We start from the raw sequence: 15,698 nt of genomic DNA, 5'->3' as shown, positions 1-15,698 counted from the left end.
TCCGAGCCGCCGACGAACGCTCCGGAAAGCCATGAGGGGCACCCCCATGGCTTTTGGTCCATCAGGGTGCCCCTCACGGCAGCCTGCTCAGGCGCTGGGCGCGTGCAGCTGGTCCCACGTCGGCACGTACGGCGTGAACCGCAGCGTCATCCCGGCCTCGGCCGGCAGCTTGTCCGCCTTGCGCGCGTTGCAGCTGCGGGACGCGCCACCGCAGGCCGCGACCGTGTTGAGCCACGACGTCCGCGCGCCGCCGCGGCTGAGCGGCGTCACGTGGTCGATCGTCGTGGCGCGGCGGCCGCAGTACGCGCAGCGGTGGCCGTCGCGGGTCAGCACCCCGCGGCGGGACCAGCGGGGCGGCTGCGTATATCGCCACTTCATGACGACGTACCTCAGCAACCGCACGATCTTCGGGCGCGGGAACAGCCCGTACGCGAGACCGTCTTCGGCCTCGTGGATCTCGGCGACGTGCCGCACCAGCATCCGGATGGCGTGCGGAACGGACACGGTCTGCAGCGGCTCATAACCGGCGTTGAGCACCAGTACGCGCATGGAAAACCCCTTTCGATGACGCAAAAACCGCCCGTCGGCTGGTCCGGCGGGCGGCTTCTGCCTGGTGCGCATCATCGTCGCCGAGGGGCACGACCTGCGTCAATCGTGTTTCACCGCAGCGGATGCGTGCGGAAGAACCGCCAGATGACCGGCGTCGCGTCGATCACCGTCGGCGTGGCCGAGTCGTTGTTCGGCTGCGTGCTGGGCCAGACGTGCCCCGCACCTTCGACGCGGTAGTGCTCCAAGTCGCTCCGCCGGTCGCAGCCGAGCCACTTCTGCGCGACCACACCCTTCACCGGCGTCCACGACACGGGCTTCGGGAAACAACCGTCCCTTGTGGACCACGCGGCCAGCCAGGCCGGGATCGCCGGCAGGCCCTTCGCCGGGTTGCCGGTGTAGGGGATGGTCGTGTCGGCGGTGCCGTGGAAGTCGAGGATCGGCGCCGGACGGCTCGGATCGCACGCCCCGCCCTGCGGGTAGAACGCGCCCGACACCGGGGCGAACGCCGCGATCCGGCCGGGCAGCCGGCACGCCAGCACGCCGACGAACCCGCCGCCGTTGGACTTGCCGGCCGCGAAGATCCGGTCGTTGTCGACGCACAGCTCCCGCTGCAGCGAGTTCAGCAGGTCGCTGGTGAACAGGACGTCGTCGGCGGCGGCCGAGTAGGGCGCGCCGGTCCAGGCCGACTCGCCGTCGGTGCCGATCAGGCCCTGCGGGTAGACCGAGATCGCGTCGAGCGCAGAGAAGCCGGACAGCTCCTCCTGGTACTGCGATGTGCGCTTGTGCCCGTGGAACGACAGGACCAGCGGGTACGCCCGGCGCGGGTTGTAGTGCGCCGGCAGGTGCACGGTGTACTCGCGGTCGAGCCCGCCGGAGACGACGTGCCGGGTGGTCGTCACCCCGGACGGCACGGGCGCGGCCCGGCCGCAGCCGGTGGTGCGGACGGGGTGGTCGACGACGGTCGACGCGGCGGCGGGAGCGGCGAACGCGGTGGTCAGGGCGCAGGCCGCGGCGAACGCGGCCGCCCACCGGGGCAGGGGTCCGGGCACTCGATCCTCCTTGATCGGCAGCGGGGCGTGGCCAGCATCACCCCGCGAGGCGGACCCACCTACATTGCGTTCATAAAGTGCGCGACCGGGTGAGCACCGGGAATGTCGGACCGCCTCGGTAGGATCGGCCCGCTCGGCACCCCGCCCCGGAAAGGACCGGAAGTGACCACCCCGATCGAGACGCTCGAGTTCCAGTCGGAAGCACGTCAGCTGCTCCAGCTGATGATCCATTCGATCTATTCGAACAAGGACACGTTCCTGCGGGAACTCGTGTCCAATGCCTCCGACGCCCTCGACAAGCTGCGGCTGGAGTCGTACCGCGACAAGGACCTCGGCGCGGACACGTCCGACCTGCACGTCGCGCTCGAGACGGACCCGGCCGCGCGGACCCTGACGGTGCGGGACAACGGCATCGGCATGACGCGCGACGAGGTGATCGCCCTCATCGGCACGATCGCCAAGTCCGGCACCGCGGACTTCCTGAGCAAGCTGAAGGAGGCCAAGGACGCGGCGGCGTCGCAGGACCTCATCGGCCAGTTCGGCGTCGGGTTCTACGCGAGCTTCATGGTCGCGGACAAGGTCACCCTGGTGACGCGCAAGGCCGGCACCGCCGAGGGCGTGCGCTGGGAGTCCGCCGGCGAAGGCACGTACACGATCGAGCCGGTCGACGACGCGCCCCAGGGCACCGCGGTCACCCTGCACCTCAAGCCCGAGGACGCCGAGGACCACCTCTACGACTACACCTCCCCGGCCAAGATCCGGGAGATCGTCAAGAAGTACTCCGACTTCATCACCTGGCCGATCCGGATGGCGGGCGAGGCCGCCGAGGGCGAAGAGCCGAAGGTCGAGACCGTCAACTCGATGAAGGCGCTGTGGGCGCGTTCGTCGAGCGAGGTCACCGAGGCCGAGTACCACGAGTTCTACAAGCACGTCAGCCACGACTGGCAGGACCCGCTGGAAACGATCCGGCTGCAGGCCGAGGGGACGTTCGAGTACCAGGCGCTGCTGTTCCTGCCGTCGCAGGCGCCGATGGACCTGTTCCTGCGGGAGCGCAAGCGCGGGGTCCAGCTGTACGTGAAGCGCGTCTTCATCATGGACGACTGCGAGTCGCTCGTCCCCGAGTACCTGCGGTTCGTCAAGGGCGTCGTCGACGCGCAGGACCTCTCGCTGAACGTCTCGCGGGAGATCCTGCAGCAGGACCGGCAGATCCAGCTGATCCGCCGTCGCCTGGTCAAGAAGGTCCTCTCGACGGTCAAGACGATGATGACCGCCGACGCCGAGAAGTACGCGACGTTCTGGCGCGAATTCGGCCGGGCGGTCAAGGAGGGCCTGCTCGACGACTTCGAGAACCGCGAAGCCATCCTCGAGATCTCGTCGTTCGCTTCGACGCACGACGCGGAGAAGCCGACTTCGCTGCGCGAGTACGTCGAGCGCATGAAGGACGGCCAGGAGCACATCTACTTCATGACCGGTGAGTCGCGGTCCGCGATCGAGAACTCGCCGCACATGGAGGCGTTCCGCGCCAAGGGCTACGAGGTGCTGGTGCTGACCGACCCGATCGACGAGATGTGGGTCGACGGGGTGCCGGGCTTCGACGGCAAGCAGTTCCAGTCGATCGCGAAGGGTCAGGTCGACCTGGAGTCGGACGAGGACAAGAAGGCCACCGAGGTCGCGCGCGAGCAGCAGAACAAGGACTTCGAGGGCCTGCTGTCGTGGATGGGCACGGCGCTGGGCGAGGACGTCAAGGAGGTCCGGCTCTCGTCGCGGCTGACGACGTCGCCGGCGTGCATCGTCGGAGACACGCACGACCTGTCGCCGACGCTGGAGAAGATGTACCGCGCGATGGGCCAGGAGCTGCCCCCGATCAAGCGGATCCTGGAACTGAACCCGGAGCACGGCCTGGTGACGGGCCTGCGCGAGGCGCACACGGCGCGCCCGGAGGACGAAGGGCTGGCCGAGACGGCGGAGCTGCTCTACGGCATGGCGCTGCTGGCCGAGGGCGGCGAGCTGGGCGACCCGGCCCGCTTCATCAAGCTCCTGGCCGGCCGCCTGGAGAAGACCCTCTGAGGCTCTGACGCCGGAACTCGCGTGATCGAAGCCGTAACCGGCGTGATCGAAGCCGGATCTCGCGTGATTGGGGCCGGAACTCGCGAGTTCCGGCCCCCATCACGCGAGTCACGGGCCTGATCACGCGAGTTACGGCTCGAATCCGTGGTCAGGGGGCCGCGTTCATCAGGTCCAGCGCGCTCTGCTGGCGGGCCGCGTCGGCCTGGTCGAACGGGCCCGCCCACAGCAGCCCGTACGCCTCCGCGCTGGTCCGGTCGTTCGCGTACGCCGAGTTCGCCTGGCGCTGCAGGTAACTCGTGTACGGGTGGTCCGACAGCGCCGCGTTCAACGCCGCCAGGTCCCGGGCGTACACACCCTTGAACGTCGGCCCGTCCCCGCCGCCGCCCCCGGCCGCCTCGCCCGGGTCGCGGAGGATGCCGCCCGGGTTCAGCGAGCCGTTCGTCGTCGACGCGTTCGCCATCGCGCGGGCCTTCGTCAGCAAGCCCGCGTCACCCGTCGCGCGGTTCAGCTCGGCCAGCGCCGCCAGCGGCACGCCCTGGTTGTACGACCAGACCGCCTGGCCGTTGTTCGCGCACGTCGAGGAGTTCAGGCCGTCGTTGACCAGGTTCGAGCCGTTGATCATGCCGCTGCCCGAGAACCACGTCCAGCCCGCGCGGGCGCGCGCCAGGTACGCCGTGTCGCCCGGGATGCGGTTGTGCAGGGCCGCGTTCAGCTGGATGTAGAGCGAGTTCGTGATGGCGTTCTTGTAGGTGCGGCTCGTGCTCCACCAGACTCCGCCGCCGCAGACGCCGTCCCAATAGGCGAACATGTGATCGGCGTCGGCGCGGGCGGTGTTCAGGTAGCGGCTGTCGCCGGTCAGGTCGTACGCGTCCACCCACGCCAGGCCCCACCACCCGGTGTCGTCCAGGTAGTCGTTCCGGAAGCTGCCACCCTGCGCGCCGAGGTTCTTCGTGTACGTCGTGTCGATCGCGTAGCGGTAGCTGCTCATGCCGCTGACGCGGGCGTTGTCGATGATCGCGGTCAGCGCGTTGGCCGAGTTCCACCACCCGGTCGTGTCGAAGAGGCCGGTGCCGAGGTTGTAGCGCTCCATCAGCGCCGTCGCGGCCGCGGTGCGCCGGTCCCAGGCGTTCCACGTCGGGCGGGCCCAGCCGGTGCAGGCGATGCTCCCCGAACCCGCGGGCTGCCCGCAGGCCCGCAGCAGGCCGACGCCGCGGTTGTTCCAGTCGTCGGCGTTGTACATCAGGGTCCGCCAGCCGGTCGAACCCGACGGCGTCGCGGTGTCGCCCAGCTTGCTGCCCGACGCCCACGTGCGCCCGGCGTCGAACGAGCGGTCCAGCCAGACGTGGTCTCCGGCCGCACCGCCGGTGATCGCCGCCCAGCCCATGTCGTCGCCGTCGTCGAGGTGCAGGGACAGCCGACGGCCGCTGATGGACGCCGAAGCGCCTTCGCGGTCGCCGGGGGAGAGGGCGGGGTCCCTGGCGTCGCAGTACTTGTCGCAGATCGCCGCGAGTGGCGCGGCCGGGGAAGGGGCCGGCGTCGGGGTAGCCGCCAGGATCACGGTCAGCAGGGGGATCAGGAAGCTCATCTGTCACCTTCCGCGCTGAAGGGAGATGCTTCCATTCTCGGAAGCTAATAATATTGGTCCAGTCCTTACCGAGACAGGTTTCGGACAGGAATTCCCGCGGTAACCCCCGCCCATGACGAATCTCGACGACACCCCGGCCGCGAAACTCGACGAGTTCGTGCTCGCCCGGCTCGCGGAGGACGAAGAGCGGGTCCGCGCCGGCGAGCTGCCGCTGCTCGACGAGGCCGAACGGCGCGGCAGGCTGCGGATCATGTACGCCGACGACGGCGACGGCCTCCTGCTGGCCGGCGGTCCGGTCGAGGCGATGGAGGACCGGCACCCGGTGCCGTTCGCCGAGAAGGCCGAGTTCCTGCGCCGGGAGATCCGGGACGTCCACGACGACGCGTCGGTCAAGCTGATCGCCTCGGTGTACGAGGCCCACCCGGACTGGCGGGACGGCTGGCGCCCCTGAGGGTTTCGCGGCCCGGCGGAACGGGAAGGTGCGAAGTATGTCCGGAACCCTGCTCGACGACGACGTCACGGCCATTCGCGAAGCGGCGACGACGCTGCGCAGCCCGCAGGACCTCGACCCGCTCGTCCGGCGGATCGGGGGTGCGCGGATCGTGCTGCTCGGCGCATCGACGCACGGCACCGCCGAGTTCCACCGCTGGCGGGCCGCGCTGACCCAGCGGCTGCTCGCCGAACGGGGCTTCTCGTTCGTCGCCGTCGAGGGGGACTGGCGGGAATGCCACGGGGTGCACACCTGCGTGGCCGGGGCGCCCGGGGCGCCGAACGACCCCGGCCAGGCGCTGTGGGGGTTCCGCCGGTGGCCGACCTGGCTGTGGGCCAACGAAGAGGTCGCCGAGTTCGCCGGCCGGCTGCGCTCCTTCAACGCCACCGGCGCCGGAATTCCGTGCGGCTTCCACGGCCTCGACGTCCACGGCCTGTCCGATTCCTTGCGCGGCATCCTCGGCTACCTCCGCACGCACGCGCCCAGTGAGGGTGACGCGGCACTGCGGGCGTTCAGCTGCTTCGAGCCGTCCGGCGGAGACGGTGCCCTGGTACCGGCGGACCGCCGCGAAGAAGTCGTGCGCCGGCTGATCGCCGCCCGGTCGGCGACGCGCGTCCCGGGGCTCGACCTCGGGTTCGCCGAGGAGCGGAACGCCGAACACCACTACCGCGAGCTGCTGCGCGGCGGCGAGCGCGCCCGGAACGTTCACGCCGCCCACCTCGCCGACACCCTCGGCCGGCTCCTGCGCGCCTACGGCCCGCGGTCCCGGGCCGTGGTGTGGGCCCACGACGCCCAGATCGGCGGCGGAGCCGAGCTGTCCACCCTGGGCCGGCTGGTGCGCGAGCGGCACGCCGCCGACGGGATCGTCGCGGTCGGGTTCGGCACCTACCGCGGTTCCGTCGCCGCCGCCGACCGCTGGGGCGGGCCGGTGCGCCGGAGGGCGGTGGAGCGGGCGCGCCCGGAGAGCCTCGAAGGCGTGCTGCACGACGCCCTGCCCGGAGAGGACAGCTTGCACGTCTTCGACGAGCGCCTCCGCCGGTCGTTCGAATCCCGCGAGCACCGCGTCACCGGTGTCCTGCGAGACGGCGGGTACGTGCCGGCCGCCGGCTACGACGCCTTCGTGCACTGCGACGAGACCACCGCGATCACTCCGCTGCACCACTGGGAGCCGGAAGAGGCCCCGCCGTTCGTCCCGGCGCAGGCTTACCCTGGCGACTGACGCGGAGGGAGCCGGCATGGGCGCCGAGCGGGTCTTCGCCGATCGGGAGGACGGCGGCCGGCAGCTCGCCGAAGAGCTGAAGCGCCGGACCTGGATCGACCCGCTCGTGCTCGGCCTCGCCCGCGGTGGCGTGCCGGTGGCCGCCGTCGTCGCCCGGCGGCTCGGCGCCGAGCTGGACGTCGCGGTGGCGCGCAAGATCGGCGCCCCCGGGCGGCGGGAGTTCGGCGTCGGCGCGGTGACCCCGGACGGGCCAGCGATCTACGACGAAGCCATCCTCCGCGGGCTCGAGCTCACCGCGGCCCGGATGGCGCGGGTGGAGCACCGGGAACGCGCGGAGGCGCGACGCCGGCTCGAGCGCTACCGGGACGGCCGGCCCTCCGCCGACCTCGCCGGCCGTGACGTCATCCTCGTCGACGACGGGCTCGCGACCGGCGTCACCGCGACGGCGGCCCTGCGCGACCTGCGCGCCGGGAACCCGCGGACCGTCGTGTTCGCGGCTCCGGTCGGTGCCCCGGCCGCGGCGGCGGGATTGCGCGGCGAAGCCGATGACGTCGTCTGCGTGACCGAACCGCCGGACTTTCGCGCGGTCGGTCAGTGGTACGCGGATTTCCGCCAGACGAGTGACGAAGATGTCCTTGACTTGCTGCTCCACCTGGGGGAACACCGGGATTGACCGCGGGGGCGGCGGGGTATCACCCGGCGGGGGTACCGACCGGATGGGCAGGCGCGTGATGATCGAACGGGACGGGCTCGGCGCCGCGGCGCGCGGGCTCCGGCAGTACCTCTTGGCCATCGCGGCCGAGTTGGACGCGCCCGCCTGGTTTTGCGAGGTTGACGTGCCCGCCACGGCGTACCTCGCGCTGGAGCAGCGGCTAGCGCGGTTCCCGGACCACGAGACGGCGCTGCTGTGGGACGAGCGGGACGGGTGGGCCGCCGCGGTGGAGTCGGCGACCGGCGAGGACGTGGTCGTGCTCGCCTACCTCGGCGAAGACGTGCTGCCGGCGCCGAAAGCGGTCGTGGCGTTCGTGCGCGGTCTCTACGGCGACAGCTACCCCGGGCAGCCGGATCCCCCGGACTTCCGGAGACCCGGGGCCCCGGACGGCTTCGACGAACGCCTCGCCCCCTACGCGGGCGACACCGTCTGCCTGCCCGAGGGCCAAGCCTGAGTCACCGCGGCGGGAGGACGCAGAATTCGTTGCCCTCCGGGTCCGCGAGCACGATCCACGGATCGCCCGGCGGGTCGTCGAGGACCTTCGCGCCCAGCATCACCAGCCGCTCCACCTCCGCGCGCTGATCGCCGCCCGCCGGAGCGAGATCGAGGTGCAGCCGGTTCTTGCCGGCCTTCTCTTCGGGGACCGGCTGGAACAGCAACGCCGGCCCGTCGTCGAGGTCCAGCTGCCGGTAGGTCAGTCCGTGGGAGTCGGTCCAGGTCCGCGGCTTCCCTTGCCCCAGTGCCTTTTCCCAGAACTCGGCCAGCAGGTCCGGTTGCCGGCAGTCGACCGCGACGGCCAGGATCCGCAGGGTCGTCATGCCTGGTCCACCACCCGGTTGATCGCCTCGGCGACCAGGTCCGGTTCGGCGACCGTGACCGTCAGGCCCGGGTGGCGGATCAGCCCCCACGGGTCGAGTCCGGGCACCGGTTCGTGGAACCGCAGGCACACCCCGCCTTCGGTCGTCGTCCCGAAGGTCAGGCCGCGGTCGGCGAGCGACAACCTGATGCCCAGACCGCGAAGCGGGCTGTACGGGCCGCTGACCTCGGCGCCGGCGACGTTGCTCAGCGGTGTCGTGACGAGCCACGGCCCGAGCCGGACACGCAGGCCGGCGGCGTCCAGTTCCAGCCCGCTGCGGGAACCCAGCGCGCGGCGCAGCCAGGGGAACCGGACGGCGAAGTCCGCGTGCAGCCGGTAGTGCACGACGACTGTTTCGCTGCTTGTCACGCGGCGTCACCCTTCGTTGCCTGCCGCGCCGAAGCGCGTGCGCCGACGATTCCGAGCACCAGCCCGGCGACGGCGGTGAGCCCGTGCAGCACGTTGTCCGCCCAGTTGACGTTGATCGGGTCCTCCGGGGTGGCAAACGCCGTCGCGAGGACGCCGTAGGCGGTCATCCCGGCGAAGCCCACGAAGAGGACCCAGCAGTAGATGATCGAGCCGGGGCGCCGCGTCGCGGCGAGCAGCCCGAGCACGCCGACGGCGGTGTGGACGAGGTTGAGCAGCGAAGTCGCGCTGAAAATCCAGACCGCCCGGCTGGTCTCGTGCCCGACCGCCGCCGTTTCCGGGGTCAGGAAGCCGGCGATGCCGAGCGCGAGGTAAAGCAGCCCGAGCACGGCGACGGCCGGCCGGAGCCAGACCGGGCCGGTCCGGGAACGGGTCTCGGCGGACGTCATGGGGAGCCTCCTCGGGCGTTCAGGCCTGGATACCCGGCGTCGCGGGCGGCAAACGGGGGAGTGGAAGGGGCCGGACGGCGGGCTGGAGGTCCGCCGTCCGGCCCGCGGCCGGAGCCCGCGCCGGTCCCTGCAGCCAGGACGCGGGCTCCTGGTCTCAGGGGGAGCGCCAGTCGTGCCCGGCGTGGGCCGTTCCGTGCTGGGCGCCCATCAGGAGCAGGCCACCGTCGACGACGAGCGACGTGCCGGTGATGTAGCCGGCCGCCGGCGTCGCGAGGAAGGCGACCGCGGCCGCCACCTCGGCGGCGTGGCCGGTGCGGCCGAGCGGGATGCCGGGCCGCTGCTGCTCGCGCGGGTCGGCGTCGGCCTGTCCGGTCATCGGCGTCGAGATTTCGCCCGGTGCCACCGAGTTGACGGTGATGGCGTGCTCGGCCAGCTCGATCGCGAGCACCTGGGTCAGCGCGCCCGCGCCGGCTTTGGCGGCGCAGTAGGGCGCGGCACCGACCCGCGGGACGTGCTCGTGGACGCTGGTGATGGTGATGATGCGGCCGCCGCGGCCGGCGTCGACCATGTGCCGCGCCGCGCGCTGCGACAGGAGGAAGACGCCGTCGAGGTCGACGTCGAGGACCTCGCGCCACTTCTCGTAGGTGAGTTCGAGGACGCGCTGGCTGCTGCCGGTGCCGGAGCAGTTGACGAGGACGTCGATGCCGCCGAGGTCTCCGGTGAAGGCGTCGATGACGTCGGCGGCTTCGGGCAGCCGGGTCAGGTCGAGCTTCCGGACGTGGGCGGTGACGCCGTGCGAACGGACTTCGGCGGCGGTTTCCTCGGCGCCTTCGGCGTCGGAGTGATAGGTGATGCCGACGTCCAGGCCGCCACCGGCGAGGGCGACGGCGACCGCGCGCCCGATGCCGGAATCGGCGCCGGTCACGACGGCGTATCGCGGCGAAGCGGCTTCGGTGGGTAGCGGTGCCGGCAAGGACACGGGCCTCTCCTCTCCTCCTCCGGCGGCTACCACGTCCACCGGGGACTAAACGCGCCCGACGATCGGCGGCCGCTCAGGCGCGGTGCCGTTGTCCGAAGTGGACGCCGCTACAGTGCCGAGGTGATCGCGGTCGTAGGGGCGGTGACCGCGCCGAGGTCGGCCACCGCGCGGCAGACGTCGGCCGGGTCGATCGCGTCCAGGCAGGGGTGACCCGGGATCGGGCAGACGCGAGCGCGGCTGGCGCGACACGGTGCGTGCTGGTCGCCGAGCACCACCACCGGCACTCCGTACGGTGCCCACCGCGCCGCCGGCACCACCGGCGCGAACAGCGACACCACCGGGGTGCCCGCCGCCGCCGCGAGGTGGGCCGGACCGGTGTTGGGCGCGACCACGACCTGCGCTCCCGAGAGCACCGCGGCCAGTTCGGGCAGCGACGTCCGGCCGCCGAGGTTCACCGCCGACGTCCCCGCCACGGCTAGGGTCAGGTGCCGTTCGGACGGTGCGCCCGTCACGAGCACGCGGTACCCCTCGGCGACCAGCGCCCGCACGATCCGGTGGCCGGCCGCGGGGGACGGCTGCCGGGCCGGGACCGACGCTCCGGGGTGGACGACGACGTACGGCCCGCCGCCGGTCAGGTGGGCCACACCCGGCAGCGGCCGGCGCAGCGCCGGGGCGCCGTGGTCGTCCGGCGGCAGCGAGTACCCGGCCGCCTCGGCGAGCGACAGCATGCGGACCGCCTCGGGCGGATCGCCGTTGACGCGGTGGCGCAGGTCGAGCAGGCTGCCTGGGTAGTCCTCGGAGATCGCGCCGATCCACGGCACGCCGGCCTGCCGCAGCAGCAGCGCCAGCGGCAGCGGTGACTGGTGGAACGACGTCAGGACGAGCGCCCGGTCGAACGACCGCGAGCGCACCAGGGCGACGAACTCGGCGGTGTCCGCCGCGGTCACCGGCGGCGGCTCGGGGTCGATCCACGGTGCCGTCCACGTGATCAGGTCGTCGGCGCCCGGCAGGAGCTCACCCGCGGCGCGTCCGTGCGGCCCGGTCAGCAGGGTCACGTGGGACGCCCCGGCGGCGACGGCGCGGACGCAGGGCCCGGCGAGCAGGACGTCGCCGAGGTTGTCCTGGCGGGCGACGAGCACCCGGCTCATCCGGCGACCCCGGCGACGCGCAGCGCCTCGGCGAGGTCCCGGGCGACGGCGGCGTGCCGGCGGGCCCGGGCGATCTCGGGTTCGAGCGTGCGCGCGGTCGGGACCAGCACCGCACGCGCGCCGGCGGCGAGGGCGGCGTCGACGTCGGCGCCCGTGTCGCCGATGACCACGCAGGACGCGGGGTCGACGCCCAGCTCGCCGGCCGCGCGCAAGACCATGCCGGGCGCGGGTTTGCGGCAGTCGCAGCCGTCGCCGTCGTCGTGGACGCACACCTGCCACGTGCCGAACGGGCCGAACAGCTCCTGGACGCGGGCGTTGACCGCCGCGAGCTGGCCCGGCGTGATCAGTCCTTTCGCGACTCCCGACTGGTTGCTCACCACACCGACCGGGACGCCGCGGTCCCGCAGCCGGCGCACGAGCTCGACGGCACCGGGCACCGGCCGGACGCCGTCGGGGTCGTTCAGGTAGGGGACGTCGACGATCAGCGTGTCGTCCCGGTCGAACAACACCGCGACCGGCGGATCCGGACGCCGCCGCGCCGCGATTTCCCCGCGGATCCGGTGGTAACAGGCGGCCGGCGGGATGAGCGCGCTGGTGACGGCCATCCGGGCCACCTCGCCCGGGGTGCGGGGGCCCGGCAGGATCCGGCGGGCCGCGAACTCCGCCGTCAGCCCGGCCCAGACCCCGGCGGCGAGGACGGCCTTCCCGCGCTGCCGCAGCAACGGCAGCGCGAGCGCGGCCAGACCGGCCACTGTGGACAGTACGTGGAGGCCCAGCCGGCCTTGGCCCGCGGCGGTGCGCTGCCGCCAGAGCACGCCGTGCTTGTGGCGCATCAGCGCGTTGTCCGCGTTGCCGCGCTGGGCTTTCACGCTGTAAAGGAAGGCGGCCCGGCGGGCCGGGTGCGTCGTCAGCCGCTCGCCCCGGTCGATCCGGTGCCCGGCTTCGGCGACGCGGAGCGCGAGGTCGGAGTCTTCGCGGAACGCGCGCGGGAACCGCTCGTCGAAACCACCGGCCTCGACGAGGGCGGCGCGCCGGTAGGCCATGTCCGCGGTGATCCACCGGGCGTGCTCGAGGCCGGCGGTGCCGCGTTCGTCGTCGGTGGGGCGGCGGTCCGCGGGCAGCGGGACCCTGATCCGGCCCTGGGACGCGGCCACGTCGCCGGGCAGGAACAGCAGGTCCTCGCCCAGCTGCCGCGGCCAGTCGGGAGCGAGCACGACGTCGTCGTCGACGAACGCGATCCACTCGCTCTTCGCTGTGCGCCAGCCGAGGTTCCGCGCGGCCGCCGGGCCGCGTCCCCCGGACCGCAGGACGCGGACGCCGCCGGGAACGTCCAGGGTGGACCCGCCCGGGCGGTCGTCGACGACGAGGATCTCCGCCGGTCGCGGACCGTCCCCGGTGAGCAGGGTTTCCAGCAGCGGCCGAAGCGTCTCCCGGCCCGTCGTGGGGATCACCACGGTGTAGTCGAGCGAAGCAGTCACGGCAGTGGGCTACCCGGGGCGCGCCCGGTCAAACGGCGTGTCGTTCGGGCCGGCGCGGGTAACCCGGCAACGACACGGAGGAGGTGCGGATGACCGCGGGCACGATCGAAATCCGGAACCCGGCCGACGGCAGCGTGGTCGGCGGTGTGCCGACCGCCGGCGAGGACGAAATCGCCGCCGCCTTGGAGCTGGCGAACCAGACCCGGCCGAGGTGGGCGCGCACCCCGGCCGCCGAACGCGGTGCGCTGCTGCACACCGCTGCCGCACGGCTGAGGGCCCACGCCGACGAGCTCGCCGCCGCGAACGAGGCGGAGACCGGGCGCCCACGCGACGAAGCGCGCGAAGGCGTCATGGCGGGCGCGGGAACGCTGGACCAGTACGCCGAGCTCGGCCCGGTCCACCGCGGCCGCAGCCTGCTCGGCGACCCGGGCGCGACGGACCTCATGGTGCCCGAGCCGCGCGGCGTGGTCGTCGCGCTGACACCGTGGAACGACCCGGTCGCGGTCGCCTGCGGACTGCTCGGCGCGGCCCTGGCCACCGGGAACACCGTGGTGCACAAGCCGAGCGAGCGCGCGCCGCACACCGGCCGGCTGCTTGGCGAGGTCCTCTCCGGCGTGCTGCCGGGCGGCGTGCTGCAGACCCTGCACGGGGACGGCGGCGTCGGCGCGATCCTGGCGATGCGCGACGACGTCGACGTCATCGCCCACGTCGGCAGCACCGCGACCGGCCGATCGATCGCCGCGAGCGCGGCCGCGACCGGCGCGAAGACGTTGCTGGAGAACGGCGGCAACGACCCGCTCGTCGTCGACGCGGACGTCGACCCGGAGTGGGCCGCCGGCCAGGCGGCGCTGGGCGCGTTCGCCAACTCGGGTCAGATCTGCGTCGCCGTCGAACGGATCTATGTCTGCGAAGCCGTGGCCGAGCCGTTCCTGGCGGCGCTGGTCGAGGAAGCCGAGGCGCGGACCCTGGCGCCGCTGGTGGACCGGCGGCACCGCGAGCACGTGCACTCGCACGTCGAGGACGCCGTCGGGCGCGGCGCCCGGCTGCTCACCGGCGGAGCGGTGCCGGCCGGTCCCGGCGCGCACTACCCGGCCACCGTCCTCGCCGGCTGCGCCTCCGACCTGCGGGTGATGACCGAAGAGACGTTCGGTCCGGTGGCCCCGGTGCAGGTCGTCGCGACCTTCGACGAGGGCCTCGCCGAAGCCGCGAGGGGCGACTACGGGCTCGCGGCGACCGTGCTCACCGCGTCGATGGCCCACGCGCAGCGCGCCTGGCGGGAGCTGCCGGCCGGCACGGTCAAGGTCAACGACGTCTTCGGCGGCGCGCCCGGCGGGGCGGCGCACCCGCGCGGCCGCAGCGGGAACGGCTACGGCTACGGGCCCGAGCTGCTCGACGAGCTGACGCAGACGAAGCTCGTGCACGTGGCGCCGCCCGGATGACCCAGCCCGACCGCAACCGCGTTTCCCGGCTGAAGGTGGGGGAGGACGTCCGGCGGGACCTGGCGGCGACGTTCGGTCCGGCGGACACCGAACGACACGACCGGACCCCGGTGGGCTGGTTCGCCCGTGCGCTGCGGGTGCCGGGCCGCGAACGCCGCATCCTCGTCCAGACGGCCAAGGCGACCCTGGCGGCGACCGCGGCGTGGCTGCTGGCGACGCTGGTGCTGAAGCTGCCGCAGCCGTTCCTCGCCCCCTACGCGGCCATCTTCCTGGTCGAAGCGACCGTGTACCGGTCGTTGCGCGGGTGGATCCAGCAGGTCGGCTCGGTGGCCACCGGCGTGCTCCTCGCGGCCGTGGCCGGGCAGCTGATCCCGTCGCAGGCGGTCGCGCTGGCCGTCGTCGTGTTCGTGGGCCTGCTCGCGGGCAACTGGCGGCGCTTCGGGGATTCGGGGGTCTGGGTCGGCGTCACCGGCATGCTGCTGATCTCCTACGGCACGGCCCGGGACCCGGCGCTGCTGGGCGACCGGCTCCTGGAGACGGCGATCGGCGCGGCGATCGGCGTCGCGGTGAACACGCTGATCTTCCCGCCGCTCTACGGCGAACGCCTGGCCACGGCGACCGACCGGCTCGCGACGGCACTGGCGGGCCTCCTGGAGTCGCTGTCCGATCTGGTCCGCCGCGACGATCCGGGCGACCTGGACGACCTGGTGACCCAAGCCCAGGACACGCGGAGCCAGGTGGTGGTGGCCGAGGAAGCGGTCGGCCTGACGCGGGAAGGGCGGATGCTGAACCTGCGCCGCGGCCGCCCTGAATCCGGGGCGCACCACGAACGTCCGCTTCGGACACTGATCGCGTTGTGGCCCGCGGTCGCCCAGCTGATCTCCGCGGTGCGCACCACGGCGGCCCGGCGGGAGCAGCACCCGTTCGAGTACCCGTGGCGCGACGCCCGGGACGCCCTGGCGGACCTGGTGCACCTGCTGGCCGGCGCCGTGCAGGCGGTGGCGGTGGCTGGGGAGCCGGTCGACCTGGACGGGTGCCGCGCGCTGCTGGAGAAGCTGGAAGAACGGCTGGTGACGGCGGACGAGGACGGGGTGCCGGCCCGGCTGGGCCTGAGCACGATGACCCTCCCCGCGCGGCTGCTGCTGGAGAAGCTGGAGAACCGCTGACCGCACCGAAACGTCTTGACTGAGTCGTTCAGGACCCGGGAAGACCTGAATGACCAAGGCCGGGTAGTTAGGGCGGTGGGTGTGGCGTCAACCCCCATGACATAAGGCAACGGAGCTTCCGCTAGAACATCGTCGACCAAGATCAA

The 15,698-nt window shown here is 72.8% G+C and carries 16 protein-coding genes; 7 read left to right on the top strand and 9 right to left on the bottom strand.

Features of this window, described 5'->3' with window-relative positions; translation table 11 throughout:
• Positions 1–87: 87 nt before the first annotated feature.
• Together AB0N03_RS39875 and AB0N03_RS39870 are read right to left on the bottom strand one after the other, a co-directional pair.
• The gene (locus AB0N03_RS39875; RefSeq protein ID WP_364383632.1) at positions 88–549 is read right to left on the bottom strand and encodes an HNH endonuclease; all 462 of its coding nucleotides are present in this window, start codon (positions 547–549) and stop codon (positions 88–90) included.
• Between the two features lie 110 nt (positions 550–659).
• Positions 660–1,598, bottom strand: coding sequence for a ferulic acid esterase (locus AB0N03_RS39870; protein WP_364383629.1), 939 nt, complete (start codon positions 1,596–1,598; stop codon positions 660–662).
• Positions 1,599–1,760: 162 nt separating this feature from the next.
• Here AB0N03_RS39870 and htpG point away from each other — a divergent pair, with 162 nt between their 5' ends.
• Complete coding sequence (gene htpG, locus AB0N03_RS39865) at positions 1,761–3,665, top strand: molecular chaperone HtpG (RefSeq protein ID WP_364383626.1); 1,905 nt, start codon at positions 1,761–1,763, stop codon at positions 3,663–3,665.
• A 148-nt stretch (positions 3,666–3,813) separates the two neighbouring features.
• On the opposite strand, the gene AB0N03_RS39860 is transcribed toward htpG, so the two are convergent.
• Positions 3,814–5,250, bottom strand: coding sequence for a glycoside hydrolase family 76 protein (locus AB0N03_RS39860; protein WP_364383623.1), 1,437 nt, complete (start codon positions 5,248–5,250; stop codon positions 3,814–3,816).
• Positions 5,251–5,362: 112 nt separating this feature from the next.
• Here AB0N03_RS39860 and AB0N03_RS39855 point away from each other — a divergent pair, with 112 nt between their 5' ends.
• From AB0N03_RS39855 to AB0N03_RS39840, 4 genes are read left to right on the top strand one after another with little or no spacing between them, the layout of a single operon-like run.
• The gene (locus AB0N03_RS39855; protein WP_364383620.1) at positions 5,363–5,701 is read left to right on the top strand and encodes a hypothetical protein; all 339 of its coding nucleotides are present in this window, start codon (positions 5,363–5,365) and stop codon (positions 5,699–5,701) included.
• 37 nt (positions 5,702–5,738) lie between these two features.
• Entirely contained in the window at positions 5,739–6,959 is a 1,221-nt protein-coding gene (locus AB0N03_RS39850) for an erythromycin esterase family protein (RefSeq protein WP_364383617.1), read from the top strand.
• A 16-nt stretch (positions 6,960–6,975) separates the two neighbouring features.
• The gene (locus AB0N03_RS39845; RefSeq protein WP_364383614.1) at positions 6,976–7,632 is read left to right on the top strand and encodes a phosphoribosyltransferase family protein; all 657 of its coding nucleotides are present in this window, start codon (positions 6,976–6,978) and stop codon (positions 7,630–7,632) included.
• A gap of 58 nt (positions 7,633–7,690) precedes the next feature.
• The gene (locus tag AB0N03_RS39840) at positions 7,691–8,125 is read left to right on the top strand and encodes a DUF6292 family protein (RefSeq protein ID WP_364383611.1); all 435 of its coding nucleotides are present in this window, start codon (positions 7,691–7,693) and stop codon (positions 8,123–8,125) included.
• A 1-nt stretch (position 8,126) separates the two neighbouring features.
• Here AB0N03_RS39840 and AB0N03_RS39835 read toward each other — a convergent pair whose 3' ends face one another.
• The 6 genes from AB0N03_RS39835 to AB0N03_RS39810 form a co-directional block, all read right to left on the bottom strand.
• Positions 8,127–8,489 (bottom strand): VOC family protein, encoded by a 363-nt coding sequence (locus tag AB0N03_RS39835; protein ID WP_364383608.1) that lies wholly within the window; start codon positions 8,487–8,489, stop codon positions 8,127–8,129.
• Positions 8,486–8,896 carry a hypothetical protein gene (locus tag AB0N03_RS39830; protein ID WP_364383605.1) on the bottom strand — a complete coding sequence of 137 codons (411 nt, stop codon included), beginning with the start codon at positions 8,894–8,896 and terminating at the stop codon, positions 8,486–8,488. The genes AB0N03_RS39835 and AB0N03_RS39830 overlap by 4 nt, the downstream gene beginning before the upstream one ends.
• Complete coding sequence (locus AB0N03_RS39825; protein WP_364383602.1) at positions 8,893–9,342, bottom strand: DUF4383 domain-containing protein; 450 nt, start codon at positions 9,340–9,342, stop codon at positions 8,893–8,895. The genes AB0N03_RS39830 and AB0N03_RS39825 overlap by 4 nt, the downstream gene beginning before the upstream one ends.
• 154 nt (positions 9,343–9,496) lie before the next feature.
• Positions 9,497–10,321 (bottom strand): SDR family oxidoreductase, encoded by an 825-nt coding sequence (locus tag AB0N03_RS39820; protein ID WP_364383599.1) that lies wholly within the window; start codon positions 10,319–10,321, stop codon positions 9,497–9,499.
• 107 nt (positions 10,322–10,428) lie between these two features.
• On the bottom strand, positions 10,429–11,469 hold the full coding sequence (locus AB0N03_RS39815; RefSeq protein ID WP_364383596.1) for a glycosyltransferase family 9 protein: 1,041 nt from the start codon (positions 11,467–11,469) through the stop codon (positions 10,429–10,431).
• Positions 11,466–12,947, bottom strand: a complete 1,482-nt coding sequence (locus AB0N03_RS39810; RefSeq protein WP_364383593.1) for an HAD-IIIA family hydrolase — start codon at positions 12,945–12,947, stop codon at positions 11,466–11,468. The genes AB0N03_RS39815 and AB0N03_RS39810 overlap by 4 nt, the downstream gene beginning before the upstream one ends.
• 89 nt (positions 12,948–13,036) lie before the next feature.
• On the opposite strand from AB0N03_RS39810, the gene AB0N03_RS39805 reads away from it, so the two are divergent.
• Together AB0N03_RS39805 and AB0N03_RS39800 are read left to right on the top strand one after the other, a co-directional pair.
• Entirely contained in the window at positions 13,037–14,386 is a 1,350-nt protein-coding gene (locus AB0N03_RS39805) for an aldehyde dehydrogenase family protein (RefSeq protein ID WP_364383590.1), read from the top strand.
• On the top strand, positions 14,383–15,552 hold the full coding sequence (locus tag AB0N03_RS39800) for an FUSC family protein (protein WP_364383587.1): 1,170 nt from the start codon (positions 14,383–14,385) through the stop codon (positions 15,550–15,552). The genes AB0N03_RS39805 and AB0N03_RS39800 overlap by 4 nt, the downstream gene beginning before the upstream one ends.
• Positions 15,553–15,698 lie beyond the last annotated feature (146 nt).

The organism is Amycolatopsis sp. NPDC051061, from assembly GCF_040682935.1.
GTDB lineage: Bacteria > Actinomycetota > Actinomycetes > Mycobacteriales > Pseudonocardiaceae > Amycolatopsis.
Note: the sequence above shows the minus strand (reverse complement) of the source record. Positions and strands in the feature narration are given on the sequence as shown.

Coding starts and splice junctions, on each gene's coding strand:
- AB0N03_RS39875 (WP_364383632.1), bottom strand. CDS start 549: ATGCGCGTACTGGTGCTCAACGCCGGTTATGAGCCGCTGCAGACCGTG.
- AB0N03_RS39825 (WP_364383602.1), bottom strand. CDS start 9,342: ATGACGTCCGCCGAGACCCGTTCCCGGACCGGCCCGGTCTGGCTCCGG.
- AB0N03_RS39840 (WP_364383611.1), top strand. CDS start 7,691: ATGATCGAACGGGACGGGCTCGGCGCCGCGGCGCGCGGGCTCCGGCAG.
- AB0N03_RS39845 (WP_364383614.1), top strand. CDS start 6,976: ATGGGCGCCGAGCGGGTCTTCGCCGATCGGGAGGACGGCGGCCGGCAG.
- AB0N03_RS39800 (WP_364383587.1), top strand. CDS start 14,383: ATGACCCAGCCCGACCGCAACCGCGTTTCCCGGCTGAAGGTGGGGGAG.
- AB0N03_RS39805 (WP_364383590.1), top strand. CDS start 13,037: ATGACCGCGGGCACGATCGAAATCCGGAACCCGGCCGACGGCAGCGTG.
- AB0N03_RS39860 (WP_364383623.1), bottom strand. CDS start 5,250: ATGAGCTTCCTGATCCCCCTGCTGACCGTGATCCTGGCGGCTACCCCG.
- AB0N03_RS39815 (WP_364383596.1), bottom strand. CDS start 11,469: ATGAGCCGGGTGCTCGTCGCCCGCCAGGACAACCTCGGCGACGTCCTG.
- AB0N03_RS39835 (WP_364383608.1), bottom strand. CDS start 8,489: ATGACGACCCTGCGGATCCTGGCCGTCGCGGTCGACTGCCGGCAACCG.
- AB0N03_RS39850 (WP_364383617.1), top strand. CDS start 5,739: ATGTCCGGAACCCTGCTCGACGACGACGTCACGGCCATTCGCGAAGCG.
- AB0N03_RS39855 (WP_364383620.1), top strand. CDS start 5,363: ATGACGAATCTCGACGACACCCCGGCCGCGAAACTCGACGAGTTCGTG.